Origin of the sequence: Chitinophaga caeni, assembly GCF_002557795.1 — a bacterium.
GTDB lineage: Bacteria > Bacteroidota > Bacteroidia > Chitinophagales > Chitinophagaceae > Chitinophaga > Chitinophaga caeni.
Map to the genome: position 1 here is coordinate 1,753,263 of NZ_CP023777.1, position 25,126 is coordinate 1,778,388.

Annotated in this window: 22 protein-coding genes, 1 tRNA gene and 1 pseudogene; 9 read left to right on the top strand and 15 right to left on the bottom strand. The window is 40.8% G+C overall.

The window, feature by feature from the left end; all coding sequences use genetic code 11:
- The 4 genes from COR50_RS07350 to COR50_RS07365 are packed head-to-tail and all read right to left on the bottom strand — an operon-like array spanning position 1 to position 3,970.
- Entirely contained in the window at positions 1-579 is a 579-nt protein-coding gene (locus COR50_RS07350) for an HNH endonuclease (protein WP_098193401.1), read from the bottom strand.
- A 1-nt stretch (position 580) separates the two neighbouring features.
- Positions 581-1,240: a DNA-binding transcriptional response regulator gene (locus COR50_RS07355; protein ID WP_098193402.1), complete on the bottom strand. Its 660-nt coding sequence runs from the start codon at positions 1,238-1,240 to the stop codon at positions 581-583.
- Positions 1,237-3,777, bottom strand: coding sequence for an ATP-binding protein (locus COR50_RS07360; protein WP_098193403.1), 2,541 nt, complete (start codon positions 3,775-3,777; stop codon positions 1,237-1,239). Before COR50_RS07360 ends, COR50_RS07355 begins: the two co-directional genes overlap by 4 nt.
- On the bottom strand, positions 3,770-3,970 hold the full coding sequence (locus COR50_RS07365; protein WP_098193404.1) for a helix-turn-helix transcriptional regulator: 201 nt from the start codon (positions 3,968-3,970) through the stop codon (positions 3,770-3,772). Before COR50_RS07365 ends, COR50_RS07360 begins: the two co-directional genes overlap by 8 nt.
- A 187-nt stretch (positions 3,971-4,157) precedes the next feature.
- Here COR50_RS07365 and COR50_RS07370 point away from each other — a divergent pair, with 187 nt between their 5' ends.
- Entirely contained in the window at positions 4,158-4,361 is a 204-nt protein-coding gene (locus tag COR50_RS07370; RefSeq protein ID WP_098193405.1) for a hypothetical protein, read from the top strand.
- A gap of 268 nt (positions 4,362-4,629) precedes the next feature.
- Entirely contained in the window at positions 4,630-5,850 is a 1,221-nt protein-coding gene (locus tag COR50_RS07375) for an IS256 family transposase (protein ID WP_098192124.1), read from the top strand.
- Positions 5,851-5,947: 97 nt separating this feature from the next.
- On the opposite strand, the gene COR50_RS07380 is transcribed toward COR50_RS07375, so the two are convergent.
- Genes COR50_RS07380 through COR50_RS07390 form a run of 3 tightly spaced genes read right to left on the bottom strand, consistent with a single transcriptional unit; the run spans position 5,948 to position 9,063 of the window.
- Positions 5,948-6,793 (bottom strand): RteC domain-containing protein, encoded by an 846-nt coding sequence (locus COR50_RS07380; protein WP_098193406.1) that lies wholly within the window; start codon positions 6,791-6,793, stop codon positions 5,948-5,950.
- 40 nt (positions 6,794-6,833) lie between these two features.
- Complete coding sequence (locus COR50_RS07385; protein WP_157760681.1) at positions 6,834-7,979, bottom strand: MFS transporter; 1,146 nt, start codon at positions 7,977-7,979, stop codon at positions 6,834-6,836.
- Positions 7,972-9,063, bottom strand: a complete 1,092-nt coding sequence (locus COR50_RS07390; RefSeq protein WP_098193408.1) for an aldo/keto reductase — start codon at positions 9,061-9,063, stop codon at positions 7,972-7,974. The genes COR50_RS07385 and COR50_RS07390 overlap by 8 nt, the downstream gene beginning before the upstream one ends.
- Positions 9,064-9,197: 134 nt before the next feature.
- Here COR50_RS07390 and COR50_RS07395 point away from each other — a divergent pair, with 134 nt between their 5' ends.
- Complete coding sequence (locus COR50_RS07395; protein ID WP_098193409.1) at positions 9,198-10,109, top strand: helix-turn-helix domain-containing protein; 912 nt, start codon at positions 9,198-9,200, stop codon at positions 10,107-10,109.
- 107 nt (positions 10,110-10,216) lie between these two features.
- Here COR50_RS07395 and COR50_RS07400 read toward each other — a convergent pair.
- From COR50_RS07400 to COR50_RS07415, 4 genes and pseudogenes are all read right to left on the bottom strand, one after another.
- Positions 10,217-11,119 (bottom strand): annotated as a pseudogene (locus COR50_RS07400) (hypothetical protein); the annotation flags it as partial.
- Positions 11,120-11,567: 448 nt separating this feature from the next.
- Positions 11,568-11,654: transfer RNA gene (locus tag COR50_RS07405), tRNA-Ser, on the bottom strand.
- 90 nt (positions 11,655-11,744) lie between these two features.
- Positions 11,745-12,779 (bottom strand): asparaginase, encoded by a 1,035-nt coding sequence (locus COR50_RS07410; RefSeq protein WP_098193410.1) that lies wholly within the window; start codon positions 12,777-12,779, stop codon positions 11,745-11,747.
- A gap of 43 nt (positions 12,780-12,822) precedes the next feature.
- Positions 12,823-13,593: a TatD family hydrolase gene (locus COR50_RS07415; protein WP_098193411.1), complete on the bottom strand. Its 771-nt coding sequence runs from the start codon at positions 13,591-13,593 to the stop codon at positions 12,823-12,825.
- Positions 13,594-13,702: 109 nt separating this feature from the next.
- Here COR50_RS07415 and COR50_RS07420 point away from each other — a divergent pair, with 109 nt between their 5' ends.
- Positions 13,703-14,587: a hypothetical protein gene (locus tag COR50_RS07420; protein WP_098193412.1), complete on the top strand. Its 885-nt coding sequence runs from the start codon at positions 13,703-13,705 to the stop codon at positions 14,585-14,587.
- Positions 14,588-14,647: 60 nt separating this feature from the next.
- Here COR50_RS07420 and COR50_RS07425 read toward each other — a convergent pair whose 3' ends face one another.
- Positions 14,648-15,271 (bottom strand): polysaccharide deacetylase family protein, encoded by a 624-nt coding sequence (locus tag COR50_RS07425; protein WP_098196130.1) that lies wholly within the window; start codon positions 15,269-15,271, stop codon positions 14,648-14,650.
- 143 nt (positions 15,272-15,414) lie between these two features.
- Between COR50_RS07425 and gltX the strand changes: the two genes are divergently transcribed.
- Positions 15,415-16,947, top strand: coding sequence for a glutamate--tRNA ligase (gltX, locus tag COR50_RS07430; RefSeq protein WP_098193413.1), 1,533 nt, complete (start codon positions 15,415-15,417; stop codon positions 16,945-16,947).
- A 204-nt stretch (positions 16,948-17,151) separates the two neighbouring features.
- Here the strand turns inward: gltX and COR50_RS07435 are convergent, their stop codons facing one another.
- Positions 17,152-18,819, bottom strand: coding sequence for a glutamine--tRNA ligase/YqeY domain fusion protein (locus COR50_RS07435; protein WP_098193414.1), 1,668 nt, complete (start codon positions 18,817-18,819; stop codon positions 17,152-17,154).
- Between the two features lie 390 nt (positions 18,820-19,209).
- Here COR50_RS07435 and COR50_RS07440 point away from each other — a divergent pair, with 390 nt between their 5' ends.
- The 4 genes from COR50_RS07440 to fumC all read left to right on the top strand — a co-directional run bounded on the left by COR50_RS07440 (position 19,210) and on the right by fumC (position 22,876).
- On the top strand, positions 19,210-19,629 hold the full coding sequence (locus COR50_RS07440; protein WP_098193415.1) for a cobalamin B12-binding domain-containing protein: 420 nt from the start codon (positions 19,210-19,212) through the stop codon (positions 19,627-19,629).
- A gap of 70 nt (positions 19,630-19,699) precedes the next feature.
- Positions 19,700-20,467, top strand: a complete 768-nt coding sequence (locus COR50_RS07445; protein WP_098193416.1) for a hypothetical protein — start codon at positions 19,700-19,702, stop codon at positions 20,465-20,467.
- Positions 20,468-20,610: 143 nt separating this feature from the next.
- On the top strand, positions 20,611-21,387 hold the full coding sequence (locus COR50_RS07450) for an enoyl-CoA hydratase/isomerase family protein (protein ID WP_098193417.1): 777 nt from the start codon (positions 20,611-20,613) through the stop codon (positions 21,385-21,387).
- A gap of 82 nt (positions 21,388-21,469) precedes the next feature.
- The gene (gene fumC / locus COR50_RS07455; RefSeq protein ID WP_098193418.1) at positions 21,470-22,876 is read left to right on the top strand and encodes a class II fumarate hydratase; all 1,407 of its coding nucleotides are present in this window, start codon (positions 21,470-21,472) and stop codon (positions 22,874-22,876) included.
- Positions 22,877-23,127: 251 nt separating this feature from the next.
- Here the strand turns inward: fumC and COR50_RS07460 are convergent, their stop codons facing one another.
- Together COR50_RS07460 and COR50_RS07465 are read right to left on the bottom strand one after the other, a co-directional pair.
- Complete coding sequence (locus COR50_RS07460; RefSeq protein WP_098193419.1) at positions 23,128-24,099, bottom strand: sulfite exporter TauE/SafE family protein; 972 nt, start codon at positions 24,097-24,099, stop codon at positions 23,128-23,130.
- 238 nt (positions 24,100-24,337) lie between these two features.
- Positions 24,338-25,051: a lipoprotein signal peptidase gene (locus COR50_RS07465; protein WP_198405802.1), complete on the bottom strand. Its 714-nt coding sequence runs from the start codon at positions 25,049-25,051 to the stop codon at positions 24,338-24,340.
- Positions 25,052-25,126: the final 75 nt, after the last annotated feature.

Consider the following 25,126-nt stretch of genomic DNA (forward strand, 5'->3'; position numbering starts at 1 on the left):
CTAAATACTTCCTAATTGTTTTGTATAATTTCTATACTCTCTATATAACCCCAATACCTTATCTTTTAGAAGATCATTATCTATTGTTTTTAAAACGTTCTCACATTCTTCGATTAGGTTGTCGAGTTCTTCTATTTGCCATATTATTTCGTGTTGTGGCTTATGAAGCTTCAACTTATAATACATCCATTTACCCAATTGTGTTTGATGGATAATTCTCCCATTAATACATCTCAAAAACTGCTTATCATATTCGTTATCACAAGGGTCAATAAAACCTTCATCATCTTTATGATGAATTAGTTCGTCTGCTGTCGGCCAATGAGCTCTTTTAGAATTATTACAAGACCTGCAAGCATATACAAGATTGGAATAATCTGTATCTTTAATTGTCTTCAGATATTTTTGTGGCACAAAGTGGTCAATTTCAAACCAAACAGTTCGCCATACATCAATGTCATTACAATATCCACAACGGCACTTGTAATCTTTCTTCAGTTCTTCTCTGTGGTCAGAATATTTACTAACTACAGTTTTTATATCCCTTCTTATTGGAGTTTCTTTTCTAAATGGAATCATATTACTTCTTCTTATTTAGCCTTTTAAGTTCCTCCAAAATTTCTTTTGTTTCGTTCACAAACTCATTGAGTTTTGATATAGAATCTCTGTGGACCAAGTTTGCGGGTAAGTCTTTACCTTCAGGATTAAGTTCGTCAAACAAAATATACAATTTCGTTAGTTCCTCTTCCTCTGGAATATCCAATCCTTGGTTATTTCTCTTTTCTATAAGTTGCTCAATCCTTGCGTTCGTATCCTCAATTTTTCTATAATAATTTGAAATATTAGACTGTATTTTTGTTTTGAAAATGTCAAGTTCTTCTTGGTCTTTATCATTTTCTACAGTCAAAATATCTTTACTGTAAATGATATGCACATCATCTGTATGTCCTATTGCCTGTGTTGGATATGAAGTAAGCATTACAATTGGAAAGTGTGGTCTTATTCTTTTTATTTCCTCGACTATTTTATTCCCATTGAACGGCACTTCTGCATTTTCTTCCAATAAATAATCGGTAACAATTGCATCAAGGTTACTTTCCTGCAACTTAGCAAGAATAGACTCAATAGAGGATTCTGAATTAACTTCAATTCGCGTTACATCAAAATCATTCTTAAAAGTATGGTAAAAGGTATTTATCCAACCTTTATCCTCGTCTATATATGCAATCTTGTATTTCATTTCCTTGTTTTGAAAGTTATTTTAAATGTTAATCCGTCATCAATTTTGATAATTGAAATTGACGAATTATTATATTCTTCTATTATTGACTTTACAATATAAAGACCTAATCCTGTTCCAATTTGATTTCCTTTGTTATCTGTTTTCGAGGATTCATTTAGATTAAAAATTTCTTCCGGATTATCTTTATACTTTTTATCCAATCCTTTTCCGTTATCAGAAAATACAATCTCAATATCATTCGCTTTTTTCTGCCAACTGATTTCTATTTTCTTCTGCTCCTTGTTATATCCATAGTGGGCATTAATTGAATTAGATAACAGGTTGTTGAATATGGAATCCATATTTACTTCAAAGGCTCTAACGATATGTTCATTGTCATCTATTTTATTTAATTCAAGACTGATATTTCTTTGCTCTAAGGCTTTACTCCAATTAGCTTTGAAATTTTCAAAATATTGAGAGAAGTCCAGATTTTTCCTTTCTCGTTTGTCTATTTTTAATGTACTCAGCGAATAGTCCAACCAATGTTTCAGTTTGACGTCTTCATCACGCATTAAATCAATCATATAGAAAGGATTATCATCTTTATCAAGATTTTTTGCTAACTCCTCTTCATTTAAATGATTTTTCAGCTCATCCACTAAATATTTTGTACGTGGAATTAATCTTGCTCTCAAACTTCTGACTTCGTGTGCAAAAGAAGAAATGATAAGTCCGACACTTGCAAGGCTTCTCAACAATCTTAGTTCTTCGTCTTTCTTCTCGTTATCCTTCTCTAAAATCAATATAGCATCTGCCATGTTCTCTTCAGTTTCGGAATATTCTTTATTCTCTTCCGAAGACTTATTATCACTATGAGGTTCGGCACTGTCTTTGTTTTCTTCTCTTTCTTCTTTCTGCTTCCTAATTCTTTCTGCTTCTTCTTTACCTCTTCTCAGTTTCTCTGCTTCCTCGTTCCTCATAGAATGAAGTTGAGAAAGGTTATACATTACGACATTTCTATCCTTCTCAAAAAGACCGATGATTTCAAGTAAAATATTTTTAAAAAGTTCAAACTCGTCATTTTCAATAATCCCTTCACGACCTGACTTGTCCTGAAAACTTTCGTTATGTAACCTTGATATTTTAATCGTTCCCGCTATTTGATTGGGTCTAATTTTATATCCTCCAAGTCTTTGACCAGCACCACCTGGACTTTGCGCCTGTCTTTCTCCTAATCTCAACCAATCATCTCCGTTTTCTCCATAGGGTCTGATGCGAAAATCATCTCTAAATATCTTAATCCCGCCGAACTTTTTTAACCAAGATTTTCTATTCGCGCTATCAATCTTTTTATATGGATATTTTTTTAGGTCTCCATCTTCCTTATCATCCGAAATAGTATTTTTTAAGAAATAAAAAGTAAAACCAAATTTTCCTACTCTATTTAATAAATATTTATCTACTTTTTCAGTCGTTAATTTTTCAATCGGTATATTTAATTCAATCTTCTCCTTCTTAAAATCTTCAAGTGTATATGGCGAATTTTTCATCATATCAAACTCAAAAACTTCTGCATATCTATTTTCTAAAGCATCAATATCCAGTTCATTTCGTGAAATTTCTACTTTTATAGTTTTGTCGTCATGTTGATTGTATGTCGCCTTTAACTTATAATCGTAGTCATCATAATAAGCCCTTTTTACGGTTCCAAATTCGTCTAAATCACTAAGTAAAAAGAAATCTATTCCAAAATCATTCTGTTCCTCAGGAGGAAGTAACATTTCAAGGTTACCGAATAACTTCCTTAATTTATCCTCATTCCAATCATCATTGAGTTCGGTAATTTCAATTACAGTTCCCGATTTAAAATCAACACCATCTAACACTTTTTTGATTTTGGGATATGAAGAAAACCTATCTAATAGGTCTTGCTTAAGATTTAAATTCTCTTTACCTGATAGAACTGCTTCAATATCTGAAACAGTAGCCCCTTTTTTATCAAAATCTTTCCAATCAACAGTCCACTCGAAACCTACATTATCGCTATTTTGTATTAGCTTGATATTAAAAACTTCTTCTGTACTTTCCTCAATAGGATTGTCTGTATCTATAACTTCTAATAGTGTAGGCAGAGAAGTCATATCTGTAAGCATACCTAATCGGTTTAACGCAAAACGTCCAATACCTTTAGCACCAGTTTTAACTCTTCCTGCTTCTGTGGTATGTTCATATAATTTGTTATCAGTACCTATTGTCATCCACTGGTTTTGAATAATTCTATCATTCATTCCAATTCCATTGTCAATGATATAAATACTGCTATTTTCTTTTTCAAACTTTTCTATTTCAACTTCAGTACCATCTTCATTTACGATTGTTTCTTTTTTGATTTTTAAATCAAAAATTAAAATACAGTTATTTGCGTCAGCGTCATAAGTGTTTTTAACCAACTCAATGACCGCACCCTCTTCAGTTGAAAAGTTCTCTAACCCAATTAGCTTTGCAGTTCTTGCAGAAACCTTGAATGGTACTTTTATAGTATTGTTAGTCATTAAATAGAGATGTTAGTTTTACATTTAGCTTTTCAGCAATCTTAACAAACGTCTTAACAGGAGGTTGTACCTCATTCGTACACCATCTTGAAATTGTAGCTTCATTTTTGCCCATTTGCTCAGCTAACCATTTACTACTTACATTCTTCTCCGCAAGCACTACTTTTAATCTGTTAATTGCTTTTTTACTCATACAATTTGCATATTTTGTAAAGATATTGATTTTTTATAGACCAATCCGCTAGAGAGAAAAATAATTTTTTTCTCTCAAAAACCACCTTTTTTAGAACTTAAATTAGGATATATTCCTAAATGAAAACTATCGTAATCACGCATATTAATATGCCTAAATCATAAGTTGAAAAATAAATACATTGATTATGAAGAGACGTAATTTGAACAAAAGGGAAAATTTAACTTTTAGCAACATGGAAATAGAGAAAATCCCTATTGAAGAAGCAATGAAACTTCTAAAAGAAGTAGGAATAGATGTCCTTCAGGAAGAAGCTGAACTAATTATGGAATTTTTATATAATTACACTAAAATAGTGATTAATGAATGTTTTCGTGATTATATGGACTAAAATTATAAGTTTCTTCAATCTTAAATATAAGTTCGGCATAAAACTCCTTTTTTATCAAAGTTATATATTTACGTCATACTGTTGAGAAGAACATGAAACATTCACTCCAAAAGAAAAAAAACAGAAAAAAAAGAAAGCCATTCTGCTAACGGATGTAAGATAACGAAGCACTATAAGTCCCGAAGGGTGGCGAAGCCATTATGCGTGAGACTGTAAAATAAACTGTGTCAAAGACTAAAAAAACAAGATCTTTAACACAGTTTTTTTTATGGAACAAAAAGGAAAATTTGACTACGAAGAACTCAAACGGAAGACCTTAGAGCAACTCCGCTCTGGTAAGTCCCTGTTTGGCAAAGATGGGGCTTTCGCACCTCTTCTGAAAGATATTCTCGAAGCTGCACTGGAGGGCGAGATGGAGGTTCATTTAGATGATGAGCAACGGGCAAATGGGAACCGGAAGAATGGCAAAAACCGAAAACGGCTTAAAACAGCAGATGGTACTATCGATCTGGAGACACCCCGTGACCGGGCAAGCAGCTTTGAACCACAGATCATCAAAAAGCGGGAGACCATTCTGGCAGAGAGCCTGGAGAGTAAAATCATCGGTATGTATGGGCATGGCATGAGCTTACGGGACATCTCAGCTCATATCAAAGATATGTACGATACAGAGATTTCAGCTGCGACATTATCTTCCATAACCGATAAAGTTATCCCTCTGGTCAAAGAATGGCAGGCCCGTCCTTTGGAGCCACTGTATTGCATTGTCTGGCTGGACGCCATGTTTTATAAAGTCAAAGAAGAAGGCAAAGTAGTTAACCGTTGTGTTTATAATATCCTTGGTATAAATACCGATGGACGCAAAGAGCTATTAGGCATGTATGTCTCGGAGAGCGAGGGAGCTAACTTCTGGCTGAGTGTCCTGGCCAATCTTCAGCAACGGGGGGTATCTGATATACTTATTGCCTGTATCGATAATTTGAAGGGATTTTCCGAGGCTATTGCCACGATATTCCCCTCTACAGCGGTACAAACCTGTGTCGTACATCAAATCCGCAATTCTATCAGGTACATAGCCAGTAAGGACCAGAAGCCATTTATGGCCGATTTAAAACCGGTTTATCAGGCGGTGAGCAAGGAAGAAGCAGAGTCGCAGCTGGATCAACTGGACGAAAAATGGGGAAAGAAATATCCAGTTGTTATAGACTCCTGGCGCCGGAACTGGGATAAGCTCACTACGTATTTCCAATATTCTGAGGCCATCCGCAGGTTGATCTACACCACTAATACTATCGAGGGGTTCCATCGCCAGGTGCGTAAAGTGACCAAAACCAAAGGAGCCTTTACCTCCGATATGGCCTTGCTGAAATTAATTTACCTGGCTGCCCAGAACATCCAGAAGAAATGGACACAGCCCCTTCAAAACTGGAGTCTGACTGTGTCTCAGCTGTCAATTATATTTGGGGATCGACTGAAATTGCGATTATAAATTAAATGTTGACACAGTTTATTTTACACTCCCTTATGCGTGCGCAGTTATCGTTATCTGTTACCTTTGCTTCCCTTTTTGTTTGTTTTTGATACCTCTATAAGTCCTTGTCCATATATTCTTCCAAAGAAGATTTCAGCTGGTCTAAAAATGCGGTTCGGGAATTGGCACGATATTTCATTCGGTGGAAAGCATTATGCAAATCTCCTAAGGTAATCTGAAACAGTTTTTCAAAAACCAGACTGACTTTTCGTATGCCTACTTTACCGTAGGAAAGAGAGCCATTTGCATACAGCGCATAAATCAGTTCTATCAGAGCATTTTTGGTATCCGTCCAAAGGATACCGTTAGATGAAATATCCCTTGCAGAAAGAGAGCCTGCCATTTCATCATCGTTGATTTTTTGGAGTATGTAGGTGTAGAGTAAATCGTTGGCTATTATCCGAGCAACTTTGTTATCATAATAAGTTGAAAATGGCGGGTCAATTTCAAAAACAAAGCTGTTCAGACCGTCGTGGGAATTAATGTTGCCTAACCTAAAGTAGGTTTCATCACGGTCGGTTCTTCCCGAGCGATAATATCTGTAAAAATCTGAATTGTAGATATGCTCCCTGTATTCCTGTTTTAATCCCTGCAATTGTTCTGAAAAATAACTCGCATACATTTTCCCTCCGTCAACTGGACAAGCTGTCTGTATGCGAAATATTTTATTGTGGTAAATGAGTTTGGAGAGGATGTACGGTTTAATATTGCGAAAGAAATTGATTTCTTCCCAATGGTTTTTAAATCCCTGTTTTGTAATATCTTCTCTTATTGACCATAAATACTCTTTCAGGTACATTGTCGTTTGATATTCTTCATCAATTGCATTAGGTGCAGGCAGCGAAATGGCATTTTCTTTTCGCTGTATCTCCGAAATAATATGATTTAATGAAGATGTCATTTCAGTTAGTTTAATATGCTTCTTTTTCTAAAATACTATTTCAAGGCTTTAAAAACCGAGATAGAGCACCTATAAATGTTGATGAAACCGCTAAAAGCACAAATGCAATCTTTAGATTGAATTGTTGGGATAGAAAGCCAATTAAAGGTGGTCCAATTAGGAAACCAATAAATCCAATAGTTAGAACGGATGCAATTCCCGAAGCGGGAGCCATTCTTTCCGTTTTGCTTGCCACCCCTGCTACGAGCGGAACCATTGAGGAAATGCCCAATCCAACCAAGCCAAAGCCAATCGAACCTCCTATAAGACTTGGATAAATAATCGCAACCAATGTTCCCGAAAAGATAAGGCAGGCATTTATAATAATAAGGTTTCTAATGCCATATTTACCCAATAGAAAATTATTCGCAAACCTGCCTATGGTCATCATCGCCATAAAAACCGAATAGCCAATTCCAATATTGTTATTTGCATTATGTACCTCTTTTTGAAAATAAACCACACTCCAAACATACATCGTGCTTTCGCAAATCATTGCAAAGAATGCAATCACTCCAAGTATAATGAGTGATTTTTCGGGTATAGCAAAGGTTTTCCCTACTTTCTCCAATTCGGGTCTGTAAAAAAGATATTTTTTGAATAAAAGAATAGTGGATATTCCCAAAGAAGCAATAATAGTGAATTGTGTTATAAACGGTATCCCGTTTTTGATTAACAGCGTTCCGATAAAAGCTCCTATAAAACCCGCCACGCTCCAAATACCGTGAAAAAAAGGCAATAAAGTTTTGTTCACATTTTGTTCCGCAATCGTTCCCTGTGTATTCATAGACACATTTACGGCACTATAAAATAATCCCGACAGAAAAAGACTGATAACAAGCTGTATCGTGGTACTGCACATACCTATTGCTACCAACGTGATATGGTATAAAATCACCCCCCAAACTGCAATGGATTTACTCGAATATTTTTTGACAAACCAACCCGAAACGGCTAATGATACCCATAAGCCAACAGGCATAGCAAATAAAACACTGCCTAACTGTCCGTCCGTTAAGTTTAGTTTTTGCTGAATATCGGCTATTCTGGAAGTCCAAGTTGTAAAACTTAATCCCAACAAAAAGAATACGATACCGACCGCAATATTTCGTTTGTTGGAAACGTACTTTTCTGGCTGTTTATTCATAGCGTTCATCGTCATTTTGCGGAAGTATTTCGGCTACGTTTGATTTTATACCGTTTATGGTCGTTCCTGCTTGCAAAAGGTCTGCTGTACCTTTCAGTAGACTATGTGGAAATGGCAGTTCGGGAACAGACAGCTTGTTTAAGGCTTTTAATTCTTCAGTGGATAATTTTAATTCCGAAGCCTTAATATTCTGCTTTAGCTGTTCTAATGTCCTTGCTCCGAGTAAAGTCGAGGTAACTCCCTTTTGGTGCATTACCCAAGCAATGGCAACAGTCGATACCGGAGCGTTTCGGTCTTTTGCAATAGCTGTCAATTGTTCAATTATCCGATAGGTATTTTCGGAAAGCTCCGGACTTATCCTGCTTTCGTTCCTGCCACTTAATTGCTGACCTTTATTTTCTCTTGTGTACTTTCCGCTTAATATGCCCTCTTTTAATGGCGACCAAGGCATAACACCTAATCCCATATCCAAAGCCATTGGTATTAATTCGTTCTCTACCGACCTTTCCAAAAGGGAATACTCTAATTGTAAACCAATAAATGCCGACCAACCTCTGAATTTCGCAAGCATTTGGGCTTCTGTGATTTTCCATGCAGGAGTATCGGAAACAGCGATGTACCGTATTTTTCCCGCACTTACCAAATCTTGCAAGGTCGAGAGGGTTTCTTCTATGGGTGTATGGGGGTCGTAAGCGTGCAACCAATAGAGGTCTATGTAATCGGTCTGCAATCTTTTTAAAGAATGTTCCAAAGACTGGATAATACTTTTTCTGCCCGTACCGCCACCGTTAGCGTCATAGGGGTACAGATTGCCCCAAAACTTCGTAGAAATAACCAAAGCATCTCTACGGACGGATTTATTAGCCAAAAAATCCCCAATGATTTTTTCCGAATGCCCTTTGGTGTAAATATTTGCCGTATCAATCACATTTCCGCCATTCCCGATATATTCATTCAATATTGCGTGTGCATCAGTAGGGTTTGCCCCAAAACCCCAATCTTCGCCAAAAGTCATTGTTCCCAATGTTAACGGACTGATACGCAATCCCGATTTGCCCAATGTCCTGTAATCTGTTAAACCCATAATATTTATTTTAAAATTTTGAATTGAACAAAATTAGAAAGGGCAATCTTGGGGCAATGTCCGTAATCAAACCAACTATATCGAAAATCAATCAATAATTAGTTTCCTGTTGGTAGGTTTAGTAAATTTGTCCTATGGAAAATCAGAATGATATAACGGAATTTTATAAAAAGAAAAACCTTGATATTCCTGTCTATCTCCAATGGGGAACAGCGCATTTTGATGTAATGAAAATTGATACTTTGAAGAAAAGGAACGAAGCGATTTCCTTGCTTTCCTTTACACGAAAAGGTCTCTATAAGATAAAATTGGTAAAGGGAAATTGTAAGTGTCATTATGCGGATAGGACTATCGAAATTGAAAAGTACGCTCTGGTATTTATCAACCCTATGATACCTTTTCTTCTCGAAGAAACAGAAGAACCAATAAAGGAATACTTCTGCATTTTTAATGACGAGTTTTTCAGCAATTTCGGGAATATTAGGGATTATCCCGTTTTTCAAAATCATCGGGATAATGTATATAGTTTATCGGACGATGAGTATCAGAAATTTGAAGTCCTGTTGGACAATATGAAAGAGGAACTTTCTTCTGATTATGAATACAGGTTTGATGCTATTCGCAATCTTGTATATGAGCTTATCCATAAAGCCATAAAAATGAATGGTGTCCAACCCAAAGTAACCAAAAGAAATGGTGCTGATAGCAGGATAACGTTACTTTTCGAGGAATTGCTGGCTCTGCAATTTCCCTTGCACTCAACTTCCGATTATGTCAAACTTAGAAAACCCAAAGATTTTGCCGAACAGCTTTCCGTATCCATTAATCACTTAAATAAAGCCGTTAAGCATATCCGCAATAGAACCACTTCGGAAATTATTACGGACAGGATATTACAGGAAGCAAAAATATTGTTGAAAATCACGGACTGGTCAGTTTCAGAAATTGGCTATTCTTTAGGTTATGAAACTCCGTCAAGGTTTATTTATACTTTTCGTAAAAATATGGGTGTGTCGCCTTTGATATATAGAAATGAAAATACCTAAATAGGTATCTGCTATGCTGTTTTACCTCAATTCCTCTATACGATTTAGCGACAAAAGACCGTCCAACCTTAACGATATAAACGCCTGTTCTAATCAACAAGATTTTTTCACAACCTCCTACCTTTCTTCTTTTTTTTCTTCATTCGTTTGGCGAACTGTTCTTCTTCGTAGTCGTTGCCTTGTGCATCGGGTAACAGGCTGAACAGCCCACCAATATTAAAATTAGTCGAATGCTCCTGTGGAATAAACTCAAAAAGGTCTTTCGTAGGCAAATCGTCCATTGTATTTGTTTTGGAAACAGGATTGTCCTGTATCTTCAATTCAGGTTTGTTTCCGTTATTCCACCAATCATTGAAAACATTTGCCGAGAGGTTTCTATCCAGTGCTGAACCGTTCCAAACACTACGGCTTTCATGGTCGATAAAGGTTATACCGTAAATCCGTCCGTTATCGTTCCTTCGGACAACCGTATTAATGCCCTGTTCAATAAGTTGCTTTTTAAATTCTGTTTCGCTGTTCGTGGTATGTATAGCCAATTCAACGGTATTCTTTAAAACTGACCTTGCAGGATTGGTTTTCAATTTCTCTTTGGACTGCTCAAAGTGTTTTTGTAATTGTGCTACGCCTGCATCTTTTCCAAATAGCGATGCTTTGAACGGATTGCTTGCCTTGTTTCCTTTCTCGTCCAATGCTACATACACCAATCCGTTTACGGTCTGACCGTCCCGTTCGCCTTTGACTTCTTCCGCTGTAATGTTGAATAGCGACAGCAAAGCATTATAGCTTCCCATAGTTGGAAAGCTGTAATATTTTGGCAAGTGACGGACTACCGAAGCTATTTGACTTTTAATATCGCCTTTCTGCTGTTCCACCTTTTTGAAAATCTTATCGGCTTGTTTCTGCTCCTGCTCAGTGGCTTTGTGCAAGTTATATTTCTGCTCCAAATCCCGACAGATAGCCATTGAGCGTGGGTGGTCGTAATCATCGGGGATTTTCTTTCCGTCAATGCCTACGCAGGTCGAACCGTAAAAAGGTCATCGAAAAGAAAAGCCAATTGCAGGAAGTCGAGGAAAAACTGTTTTCTGTCGAAGAGAAATGGATAAAGAACGAAATCAACAAGGATACCTATGGCCGTTGGTATTCGATATACAGCAACGAGATACTGAACCTAAAAGGAGCAATAGAACGGTTGAGCAATGACCAAAGCAAGGCGTTCAGCATCTTGGAAGACAACCTAAACCTATTGACGGATATGCGCCATGTGTATACGGTGTCCGATACCCTGCAAAAGAGGGAATTTGTGAACAGGGTGTTCGACAGCAATCTGTACTATGAAAACGGCATTTATCGAACACCTACCATGCTCGGTTTATTTTCACATAACCATCTGGAAATGAAAGAAAAGGGATTGCTGATTTACGAAAAAAAAGAGGGTCTTCTTGATGAAGACCCTCTCAGCGGAGAAGAAGGGATTCGAACCCTTGAAACCCTTTCGAGTTTACACACTTTCCAGGCGTGCCAGTTCAACCACTCCTGCACTTCTCCAGTGTTTTTGCGGGATGCAAAGATAACTGTTTAAATGAAATATACAAAAAAGCCCGAGGAAATTTTTGCTCTCCGGGCTTTTTGTCAATATTAATCTTCGGATTCGATAGTCAATTCTCCACGTAAAGGCACTTCTATAAAGCGTTTTACTTCTGCTAGCGACAAGTTCTGACCCAATAAATACATCAATTTCGTAGTAGCCGCTTCGAAAGTCATATCATGACCGCTCACGACGCCGATTTGCTTCAAGTTGGAACTGGTTTCATACTTACCCAATTCCACGGAACCACCGTCACATTGAGTAATGTCCACGATAACGATCCCTTTCTTGATCGCGTTTGACAGTGTTTCCAGGAACCATTCTTGGGTGGAAGCGTTACCGCTGCCGAAGGTTTCCATGATAACGCCTTTCAGGCCGGGAACGTTCAGGATAGATTCTACCACCTTCCTCGTAATGCCCGGGAAAATCTTCAACACGCTGATGTTGGGATCCATCTCCTTGTTAACCTTCAACGGCTCCGTAGGGGCGGGTAGTACATAATTGTGCTTATGTTTAATATCGATGCCGGCTTCCGCTAATGCCGGGTAATTCATTGAATAAAAGGCTTCGAACTTCTCGGCATTATATTTTTTGGCCCTGTTGCCGCGGAACAACATGAAATCAAAATAGATACATACTTCCGGCACCATTACCGTACCGTTGGAATGTTTCATCGAAGCTATTTCCATCGCGGTAATGATATTTTCCTTGGCATCTGTCCTGATTTTGCCGATAGGCAATTGCGAACCTGTTAAAATCACGGGCTTATTTAAGTTCTCCAGCATGAAACTCAATGCGGAAGCCGTAAATGCCATCGTATCGGAGCCGTGTAGAATCACGAATCCATCGTAACGATCGTAGCGGTCTTCGATAATACTGGCCAGCTCCGACCAGATTTCCGGCTGCATGTCGGAAGAGTCTATCGGGGGATTAAACGCGTAGACGTAAAAGTCTATTCCCATGCGGTATAATTCCGGCAGATTATTACGGATCTCGTTAAAACCGATCGGGCGCAAGGCCTTGGTTTTTTCGTCGTAAATCATCCCCACGGTACCACCGGTATAAATGATGAGAATCTTTGTCATTCAGTGCTATTAAAAATGCACTGCAAATGTAACACTGGATTAATTAAAGCGTTTTGAATAATTTGGCCGCATTGATGGATGTAATAGAGGCTACTTCCTCAATTTTTAGATTTTTTATATCTGCGATCTTTTGAGCGATGATCGGGATGTAGGCGCTCTCGTTCCTTTTCCCACGGTATGGGCTCGGGGCAAGGTAAGGCGCATCGGTCTCTAAAACGATATGTTGCAGGTCGATGGCTTCGACTATTTTGTCCAACCCGGCCTTCTTAAAGGTCACCACGCCACCGATCCCCAGGTAAAAGCCCAAATCGATAATTTCTTTCGCTTCTTCCAGGCTGCCGGAGAAACAATGGAACACCCCGCCAAGGTTACCGTCATGAATTTTCTTGACTACATCGATACATTCCCTCGTAGATTCACGGCTATGTATCGCGATGGGTAGCTTGCGTTCTACTGCCCATTGTACTTGCGTTTCAAAAGCAAGGTATTGTTGCTCCGTATGTGTTTTATCCCAATAGAAATCCAGTCCGATTTCCCCGATGGCATAAAATTTCCCTTTATCCAGCCATTCCCGCACAATTTGCAGTTCATCTGCAACGTTTTCTTTAACATATACTGGGTGTAAGCCCATCATGGGGAAACAATGTCCCGGGAATTGATCCACGAGGCTCATCATACCTTCAATGGAACTACTATCAATATTTGGCATGTATAGGTGGTCTACCCCGGCGTCTAGCGCACGTTGGATCATTTCAGGACGGTCCTGTTCAAATTCTTCGGAATACAGGTGCACATGGGTATCGATAAAATTCATTATATATTCTTTTTTTATTATAAATTGTTTTGAGTAATTTTAGAAAAAATTACCATATATCGTTATAAGGACGATATGCAAAGTTACCATACTCTATAAAAAATCTACAATGCATTGTTATTTTAACACGAACAAGGTGATTACTGCGGCCGTATTAGCCGTTTTTTCTACGACCCTATTCTTTGCCTGTACAAAGGATAATAAGCAAACACAGCAGGATGTTGACGATAATGCCGTGATAAGATTAGCCGCACAACAAGCCGTTGCCAGCGAAACTTACGATGATGTTTTCGATGTGACCTTGGCATTAAATGCTAACAACCAGGGTAGCTTGGGGCGTAGAAGCTCGGAATTCCAGGATGTCATTTCCCAAAAGATCTGGTATTGCGGTTCTGCTTCCGTGAGCATCGTTCCGCTGGACCTGGAAACCTGGCCTAAAACGGTAACCGTTGACTTCGATGCGGGATGCACCGATAGCAGCCGTGTAAGAAGCGGTAAGATGAAAATAGTGCTCAGTGCGCCGTTATTAAGCACCAATAGCACTGCCACCGTTACCTTTGAAAACTACAAGGTCAATAATGTAGCTGTGCAAGGTGAAGTGTTGATAACTAATTTATCAGCCAATAATGTATTTAAATATTCCACAAAGGTTACTGAAGGTAAACTGACCTATGGCGATACGTTATGGGTTAAATACAATGGCATCAAAACCGTGGAGCAAACCGCGGGATCTGCCACGCCATTGAATTTATTAGATGATGTATATGCCGTAAGCGGCAACGCTACCGTTGAAAATAGCGATGGCAATGGCGCTTCGGTGAATATTACATCGCCATTGGTTAGGAAACTAAACTGCGGCTATGTTAGCCAAGGTACTATGGATATCGTGGTATATGGTAATGCTGCCAGTATTGATTACGGTAATGGCGACTGTGATAACAAGGCCATGATGACTTACAAGAATAAGCAGATAGAAATCACTTTGCCTAATTAATTTGTTCAATTACTTTGCTTGCAAATAGGTAGAGGTTACCATCCCGGTAGCCTCTATTTTTTAGCGCAATGCTTCCATGGCCCAACCCTTCTTCTTGCAAAACTCTAAAACCCTTGGCAAAGCGTATTCCAATCGATCCCAAGCTTTTTCACTATCATGAAATACCACGATGGAGCCTGGTTGTATCTTGAATACCACGTTTTGCACGCACTGTTCCCCGCTGATATCCGTATCGAAATCCGCGCTCAAAACATCCCACATTATGATTTTATAAGGTGGCTGCATCTCCTTCAGATGCTTGATCTGGAATGGTGATATGCGGCCATATGGTGGCCTGAACAAATGTGAATCAATATATTTTGCGGCTTCGCTTATATTTTCGAGATACTTGGCATTGCCTGTTTTCCAGCCGTTAAGGTGGTTATGGGTATGGTTGCCAACTGCATGACCTTCGTTTAAAACCTGTTGATACACTTCGGGATGTGCCAGCACGTTTTTGCCAATGCAAAAAAAGGTGGCCTTCGCGCCATATTTATTGAGTTGCTCCAGCACGAACGGGGTAATTGTAGGATGCGGGCCATCATCAAAAGTGATATATACCTTGGGTACGGCGGGGGATAGACTCCAAACGCAGCTTTTGTAAATCGCTTTTAGAAATCCGGGTGTTTTTGTAAAATAAAACATGTAATGGGTTTTCCTGCTGTTAATTGAACTTATTGCAAAGTAAAGGAATGTTACGAAAACAAGCATATCATCAACCAAAATTCAAATTTTCTTACCCGGTGCTTTTCCTGTTTTTCAGCCGTTAAATATTACCTTTGCGAAATATGGCACATGATAAAGTTAGGGTGCGCTTCGCACCAAGTCCAACCGGTGGCCTGCACCTAGGAGGTGTACGTACGGTTCTGTTTAATTATTTGTTTGCTAAAAAGCATGGCGGCGAGTTTGTATTACGCATCGAGGATACGGATCAAACAAGGTATGTTCCCGGTGCCGAGGAATATATCGTTGAATGCTTGAAATGGTGTGGCCTTAACCCGGACGAAAGCCCGGAACTGGGTGGCCCCTATGGCCCATACCGCCAGAGCGAAAGGAAGGCATTGTACCGCCAGTACGCGGAACAACTCGTTAAAGATGGCTTCGCCTACTACGCTTTCGATACCCCGGACGAACTGGAAGTGATGCGTGACCAAGAAAGGATTAACGGGAACCACTCCCCGCAATATAACCACAATATCCGCATGCACATGCGCAATTCTTTGACTTTACTCCCTGCCGAAGTAGAGGAATTATTGAGCAAAAATACGCCGCATGTGATCAGGATCAAGATGCCCGCAAATGATGAGTTGACATTCACGGACATGATCCGAGGGGATGTTACCTTCAACACCGGCACGGTGGATGACAAGGTATTATTGAAAGCAGACGGTATGCCGACTTACCACTTGGCAGTGGTAGTCGATGACTACCTGATGAAGATCTCCCATGCTTTCCGCGGTGAGGAATGGTTGCCGTCTGCACCGGTACATATATTATTATGGAAATACCTGGGCTGGGAAAAAAGCATGCCGCAATGGGCGCATTTACCTTTGATCCTGAAACCGGATGGAAATGGTAAGCTGAGTAAACGTGATGGCGACCGCTTGGGTTTCCCCGTTTATGCAATGAACTGGACAGATCCTAATACCGGCGAGTTAACAGGTGGTTTCCGCGAGCTGGGATTCCTGCCGGAAGCCTTTGTGAATATGCTGGCATTATTAGGTTGGAATGATGGAACGGGACAGGAAATATTCTCCCTGGAGGAATTGGAAGAGAAATTTAGCATTGAAAGGGTGCATAAATCCGGCGCTAAATTCGATTTTGAAAAAGCCAAATGGTTTAACCATCAACATATTCAAAAGAAAAGCGGCGCGGAGTTGGCCGCATTATTCATGCCATACTTACTTGGCAAAGGTATTCAAGCCAGCGAGGATAAAGTAGCTGCCATTGCAGACCTGGTAAAAGAACGTTTGCATTTTGTAAATGAAATCTGGGATCAAGGATTCTTCTTTTTCCAAGCCCCGGCTTCTTATGATGCAGATGCCATCAAACCGAAATGGACCCCTGCAAAACAAGCTTTCTTCGAAGAATGGATGCAACAGTTGCCCGGCTTACAGCCATATAATTTCGAGAGCTTGGAAACAAGCTTCAAGGCACTGGCTGCAACAAGGGAGATCAAAATGGGCGAACTGCAATTGCCGTTCAGGATCATGTTGACAGGCGGTAAGTTTGGCCCAACGGTATTTGCCATTGCAGAACAACTCGGCGCAGGCGAAACCGCTGACCGGATCAAGAAGGGATTACCTGCTTTTAACGCGTAATTTTTTTAGATAATTTTAAAATCCCGCTATGCTTGAAAAAGTATAGCGGGATTTTATTTACCCGCTGCGGTGAGAAAAATATATTCGTGGATGTAGTAGGTGTGTTTGGTCGGAATGATTTTTAAATTCTTCTGCGACCCGTCACAATAAAAAAACGGGGACGATCATTAATCATCCCCGCATATAGTTTGTATATCAAGTATATTATTTCTTCTTCGATTCCTTCGCCCAGGTATCTTTTAATGTAACCGTACGATTAAAAATCAACGCCCCTTCCTTGCTGTCCGGGTCTACGCTAAAATATCCTTTCCGCAAGAATTGGAAACGATCACCTACTTTGGCAGAAGCTAAATTCGGTTCGATGTATGCGTTTTCTACTACATGCAATGAATCAGGGTTGATGAAATCTTTGAAATCGCCTTCTTCCATAGCCGGGTTCTCTACTTTGAATAAGCGGTCATACAAATTCACCTTGGCGGTTTTTGCATGGGCTGCACTTACCCAGTGAATCGTACCTTTTACATGGATGCCGCTGGTATCTTCACCACTTTTACTGTTCTCGATATACTCGGCATATACAGTGGTAATATTACCGGATTCATCTTTGTCGAAGCCGGTACACTTCACTATATAAGCATGTTTCAAGCGTACCATCAGGTCCGGGCCGAGGCGGAAGAATTTCTTCGGCGGTTCTTCCATAAAATCTTCGCGCTCGATGTAAATCGTATTGGAGAAAGGTATCTCGCGGCTGCCGCTACCGGGATCCTCCGGGTTATTTTCACCTTTGAGTATTTCTACCTTGTCCTTGCCGTAATTAGTAATCACCAGTTTAATGGGATCCAACACCACCATCACGCGGTTAGCCGTTTTATTTAACTCTTCGCGGATGAAAAACTCCAAGGTGCTTAAGTCGATCAGGTTATCCCTTTTGGCTACGCCGATCCTGTCGCAGAAATTGCGGATGCTGGACGGGGTGTATCCTTTCCTTCTGAACCCGCTGATAGTAGGCATCCTCGGATCATCCCAACCCGAAACGTATCCTTCGTTCACCAATTGCAACAACTTACGTTTACTCATCACGGTGTAGGACAGGTTCAGCCTGGCAAATTCGTATTGGTGCGATGGGAAAATCTCCAAGGATTTGATAAACCAGTCGTACAGCGGGCGGTGCGGAATAAACTCCAACGTACAGATCGAATGGGTGATTTCTTCGATACTATCGCTTTGCCCATGCGCAAAATCATACATCGGGTAAATGCACCATTTATCCCCGGTACGGTGGTGGTGGGCATGCTTGATGCGGTACATGATCGGGTCGCGCATGTGCATATTCGGTGCGGCCATATCTACCTTGGCACGGAGTACCTTTTCGCCATCTTTATATTTACCGGCTTTCATATCCCGGAAAAGCTGCAAGTTTTCTTCCACGCTGCGGTTGCGGTAAGGACTGTCCGTTCCGGGAGTGGTGGGCGTGCCTTTTAATTGAGCAATTTGTTCCGCGCTGGAATCGTCCACGTAAGCCAATCCTTTCCCGATCAGTTTTTCTGCAAAGGCATACAACTGGTCAAAATAATCGGAAGCATAAAACACGTCGGCCCATTCAAAACCCAGCCATCGAATATCGTTCATGATAGAATCCACGTACTCGGTATCTTCCGTGATCGGGTTCGTATCATCGAAACGCAAGTTTGTCTTGCCATTGTATTTTTTTGCCAAACCAAAATTCAAACAGATGGATTTCGCGTGGCCGATATGCAGGTAACCATTTGGTTCCGGGGGAAACCGGGTTAAAATCCTGCCACCGTTTACGCCGTTGGCGATATCATCTTCAACGATTTGTTCTATAAAATTCAGAGATCTTTCTTCGCTCATAAAGTATATTTACCGGATTGCAAATGTAATATAAAGTAACTTTTCAAGATGTAACAAAGGGGGAGATATTCCCAGTTTCAGCTTTACTGCTGCTGGAAAAATTGCTGTAGATCGGGTTGTAGAAGGAGTACTTTGTTCTTCATCGTTATTAAGTGTAGCTGTAAAGATACTGAATTGTCACCTAATTTTTATACTATGCACAGTTGTTAATAGGCTATTCACAAGTTTTGCTAGGTTATATTACCATGTTTCTAAGGTTATGAACCGTGTTTTTGTGATTTTAAACATGAAATTCACATGAAATTACCGGTTATGCACATTTGATGTTGCCTGCAAGTCCACCGGGAATATTAAAAAAGGTTACATTTACAGTTGAATAATTCAATCAGAATGGTCAACTCAATCAACAGGCCCATCAGGGTTTTAGTGGCAAAAGTAGGATTAGACGGGCATGACCGCGGGGCAAAGGTCATCGCCGCAGCATTGAGAGATGCAGGTATGGAAGTGATTTATACAGGTTTAAGGCAGACGCCTGAAATGGTCGTAAATGCTGCCTTGCAGGAAGATGTGGACGCTATCGGGATCAGTATTCTTTCCGGGGCGCATATGACGGTATTCCCCAAGATCATCCAGCTCATGAAAGACAAGGGGATGGATGATGTATTATTGACAGGGGGCGGCATTATACCGGACACTGATATGACGGAATTGTATGATATGGGCGTAGGAAAGCTATTCCCTCCCGGCACCAATACCCATGAAATAGCTGATTATATCAGTGCATGGACTGCCGGGCACAGAAATTTTTAAATTTTTGAAACTTTTTTAAAACCTGGTCGTCTTTATTTAAAGTCAAGGAAATTTTAAAAAAGCAAGCTATATGAAAATCACCCGTTTTATAGGATGCCTATGCTTACTCGGCTGCTTGTCGACCGCTAGTTTTGCACAAGAAGTATCAACCGAAACCAACGCTAAGAATGAGCGTAAATGGACTTTTAAGTTCGCGCACCATCCCAATAAAGAGATTGTAAAGCCCCGATCGACTTATTTTACTTTCATGGGACATGTGGGTATGTTTGCCGGCTCGCAGGTAAAAATAGGCGGGGATGCCGTGCATTCAAATGTACGTTTCACGCAATTTTTCCAGATGGGCCCGCATTTTAATATCAATTTCAGCCGGAAGATCGGTATGTTCACGGGCTTAGAAGTGAAAAACCTAGGATTTATCGCGAAGGAAGAACCGGGCGTGAAGATTAAGCGCCGCGTATATACGCTGGGAGTGCCGGTAGCCTTCAAGATCGGTGATGTAAACGGGACAAATTATTTCTACTTCGGGGGGCAATATGACCTCGCGATGAATTATAAAGAAAAGACTTTTGTTGATGGTAAAAAGGTGGATAAGTTCAATGAATGGTTCAGCGACAGGACGCCCCTTTGGATGCCTTCGCTATTCGTCGGCGTGCGTTTCAATCAATTCTTCGGAATCAGGGCGCAATATTATCCCCAAAATTTCATGAATACGGATTTTACACTGCATAAACCGCCAACGGGAGTGGATCCCAAGCCTTACCAGGATTACAGGGTAAGGGTAGCAGCCTTATCCTTTACCTACGAGTTTGGTAAAGCTTCGCGTTGCGATTGCTGGTAGTCATTTTTTCTATCTATATAATAATTTTTGCAAGGACGGGTTGCTTCGGCAGCCCGTTTTTTATTTGCGGTAATGGAATGGATGCTACCATAAGGCATTCCCCCGAATTTGACGTAACTTAGTTAGCCTAAAAAACATACACCATGTACACGAACCTGACGACCGAATTAGCAGACGGTATTTTAACGATTACGATCAACAGGCCCAGCAAGATGAACGCCTTAAATCAAGAGGTAATGCGCGAGCTGGCCCTGGCGGTAGATGAAGTATATAATAATATTGATGTAAGAAGTGCGATCATCACGGGAGCAGGCGAAAAAGCCTTCGTTGCCGGGGCCGATATCAGCGAATTTCTACAGTTAAATACAGAAGAAGGCGCGGATCTAGCTAACCGCGGCCAGCTAATTTTTCAACGGATCGAAGAAAGTCCCAAGCCGATAGTAGCAGCAGTAAACGGCTTTGCTTTGGGGGGTGGTTGCGAGTTAACGATGGCTTGCCACTTCAGGGTAGCCGCCGAGAATGCAAAGTTTGGTCAGCCGGAAGTGAACTTAGGATTGATCCCGGGATACGGCGGCACGCAGCGTTTGGTACAATTGATCGGGAAGGGAAAAGCTATGGAGCTGATGATGACGGGGGATATGATCGATGCAGCCGAGGCTTTGCAGCTAGGTTTGGTAAACCATGTTGTTCCGGCTGGCCAGTTAGTAGAAAAAACAAGGGAAATACTCCTGAAGATCCATGCAAAAGCGCCTTTAGCCATTGCCAAAGTAATCAAGTGCGTAAATGCATATTACAAGGAAGGGGAAGACGGTTTTAAAACCGAAGCGCAACAGTTCGGGGAATGCTTCGCTACTAGGGATTTACAAGAAGGGGCAAGTGCTTTCATGGAGAAAAGGAAGCCGGATTTTAAGGGGGAATAATTAATTATATATAAGCTGGATACGGAAAAATATAGCCTTTTTGCCTGAATTCATGTAGGTTTGTATCCCAAAAATTACGTTTATGGACTTCAGAATAGAGAAAGATACGATGGGTGAGGTAAAAGTGCCTGCCAACGCGTATTATGGCGCACAGACCCAACGTTCCGTTGAAAATTTCAAAATTGCTCAAAGCACCAACCGGATGCCGATCGAAATTATCAGGGCATTTGCATACCTGAAAAAAGCCGCGGCATTGACGAACCAAGCGGCCGGTGTTTTACCGGAAGAGAAAGCGAAACTGATCGCCGGGGTGTGTGATGAAATCTTGGAAGGTAAATTGGATGATCAATTCCCCTTGGTAGTTTGGCAAACCGGTTCAGGCACCCAATCCAATATGAACGTGAACGAGGTAGTTGCCTACCGCGGTCACGTATTGAACGGCGGCGCCTTGACAGATAAGGAGAAATTCCTTGCACCGAACGACGATGTAAATAAATCTCAATCTTCGAACGATACTTTCCCGACAGCCATGCACATCGCGGCATATAAAATGTTGGTGGAAGTGACGATCCCGGGTATTACCAAGTTGAGGAATACCTTGGCCGACAAAGCCGAAGCATATATGCACGTTGTGAAAATCGGCCGTACCCATTTCATGGATGCAACGCCGTTAACGCTCGGGCAGGAACTGAGCGGCTACGTTTCACAACTAGATCACGGATTGCGTGCAATCGATAATACCTTGGCGCATTTGAGCGAATTGGCCTTGGGTGGAACCGCGGTAGGAACCGGCATTAATACACCGAAAGGTTATGCTACAAACGTAGCTAAGAAGATCGCTGAACTGACAGGGTTGCCTTTTGTTTCAGCAGAAAATAAATTTGAGTCACTCGCTGCGCATGATGCTATCGTTGAAGCGCACGGCGCCTTGAAAACCGTTGCTGTTAGCCTGATGAAAATCGCCAACGATATCCGGATGTTGAGCTCCGGCCCGCGTGCAGGTATCGGTGAAATACATATCCCCGATAACGAACCGGGTTCTTCCATCATGCCGGGTAAAGTGAACCCGACGCAATGTGAAGCATTGACGATGATCGCGGCGCAAGTTTTAGGAAACGATGTGGCCATCAACATCGGTGGTGCAACGGGTCATTTCGAACTGAACGTGTTTAAACCGATGATGATATACAACTTCCTGCATTCAGCGCGATTGATCGGGGAAGGTTGCGTTAGCTTTAATGATAAATGCGCGGTTGGTATCGAACCGATCGAAGCGAACATTAAGAAACATGTTGATAATTCGCTGATGTTGGTAACGGCTTTAAATACGCATATCGGTTATTATAAAGCTGCGGAAATTGCCCAAAAAGCACATAAAGAAGGAACTACCTTGAAAGAAATGGCTTTGAAATTGGGGTATGTTACCGCCGAGGAATTTGACCAATGGGTTGATCCATCCAAGATGGTAGGAGAATTGAAAGGCAGATAAAATTTAATTGCTGAAAATATGTAAATAGCCGGCTCATAAAAGGGCCGGCTATTTTTATGCAATAAGTTTTGAGATTGAATTGTTTCTGTAAAGCCACCACACGAGGTATGGTGGCTTTTAGACTTTGGTTAATAAATGGTGTAACAAACGATGCGTTAATTTTCGTTAAACTTTCCTAAGATAAGCATAATTCGGCAAAAAAATAATGAAAGATTCATTATAATCCGTTTATATACAATATTTTATAAAATTTATTGGAACATGACAAGGTATATCGTGCGGAGACTTAAAAGGATAACCATTACTCCCACCATGATCATCAGGGGTTTCCTTTTTATTTTTCTTACCAGGATGGCAGCGAAAGGGGAGGCCATGACTCCGCCGATGACTAAACCTACGATGACTTGCCAACTATCGATACCGTTGAATAACAGGAAAGTTCCGGCGCTGGAAAGGGAAATGAAAAACTCGGCGGCATTCACCGAACCGATAGTATAATGAACGGTGCGGCCCTTGCTTAATAAAGTCGATGTAACAATCGGTCCCCAACCACCGCCGCCGATGGCATCCATGAAACCGCCGAAAAAGGCCAATGGCCCGAGGCGTTTCGTTTTGCTGCGTGTTTGCTTTTTCTTCAATGCCTTCCTTAATATCATGATACCGAGGATCAATAAGTAAGCGCTCATGAAGGGTTTAATCACATCGCCGTCTATTTTGTCGGATAGCAAATAGGCGCCGATAATAGCGCCGATCATACCGGGTATCAATAAATTCAGGAACAATTTCTTATTAACATTTCCCAGTTTAAAATGCGCGATCCCGCTTGCCCCGGTCGTAAATACTTCGGCTACGTGCACGCTGGTACTCGTAATTGCCGGGGGAACGCCCATACCTAGTAACATGGATGAAGATGAAGCGCCGTAGGCCATACCCAACGCGCCGTCGATGATTTGTGCAACCAATCCCACGCCGATAAAAAACATTAGTTTATCCGTAAAAACCGTACTGACTACATCATGGATCTTTGCTTGCGTAGCGGCCGTTATCCCGAAAAGATAAGTAAACCATAGCGTGGCCACCAAAATGGCAATCCCCGCTGCGATCATGATCCACAGCCAATATTTCTTTTTATTATCGTCGTTGACAAGGTCGATCAACACTTCCTGCGACTCAAAAGTCGCCGGGGCTTGCTCTAATTTATCTATCGCTTCGTTATTAGACATGAATTATAAAAGTAGTATAGTCTATAGAAATTGTAGACTAAAGGTAGGGGGAAATATTTGTATCTACAAATTTTTATAAATAGAAATTTTCTAAAAGAAGGCGTAATACTGTTGGTAAGCGGTTATAAACCGCAGTTTAGGATGGGATATCAATTACGAACCAGGAATATTTACCTATAAGAAAAAGTACGGCCGGGGAAATATGAATTTCCCCGGCCATGTTTTTTATAAATGATTTTTATAATGTTTCTTGCTGGCTGTCATGCTCTCCCGATGCATGATCTTGATCTCCGGACGATACTATCGCCTCATCTTGGTTAGCTTTCAAGGTTTGCTTTTTTTGCTCCATATGGGCATGTAAAAACCTTCTTTGGAATACCAAGATACTGATAACGCCGATGGAAATAGCCGCATCTGCAATGTTAAACACGGGTCTGAAGAAGATAAAATATTCACCTCCCCAAATAGGAACCCACTTGGGCAAGTAACCTTCATATAACGGGAAATAAAGCATATCCACCACCTTCCCATGCAGGAAAGTACCGTAGCCGCCACCTGCCGGTAAGAACTGTGCAACCTCGTAAGGCGTACTTTCAGAGAAGATCAAACCGTAAAACATACTGTCGATCAAGTTCCCGGCAGCGCCGGCAAGGATTAATGAACCGCAGATCAATAAGCCCTTGTGATAATTTTCGCGCACCAGCTTACGCATGAACACGAATCCAACAACTACCGCGATCAACCTGAATAATGTCAGGAATATCTTTCCAAATTCACCACCGAATTGTAAGCCGTAAGCCATTCCTTCATTCTCGATAAAATGAATATGAAACCAATCCGGGAAAATGGTGAATTGCTCGGTTATGGCCATATTTGTTTTCACCCAAAACTTCAATGCCTGATCTACGATCAACACCAGGACTACAATCAGTACAACGTTACGATATTTCAAAATGAATCAAATTTTCTCAAAAATAAGCGAATAATCCAAACTCGGAAATCCTTCGCTAGTAATATTACGTTAAAA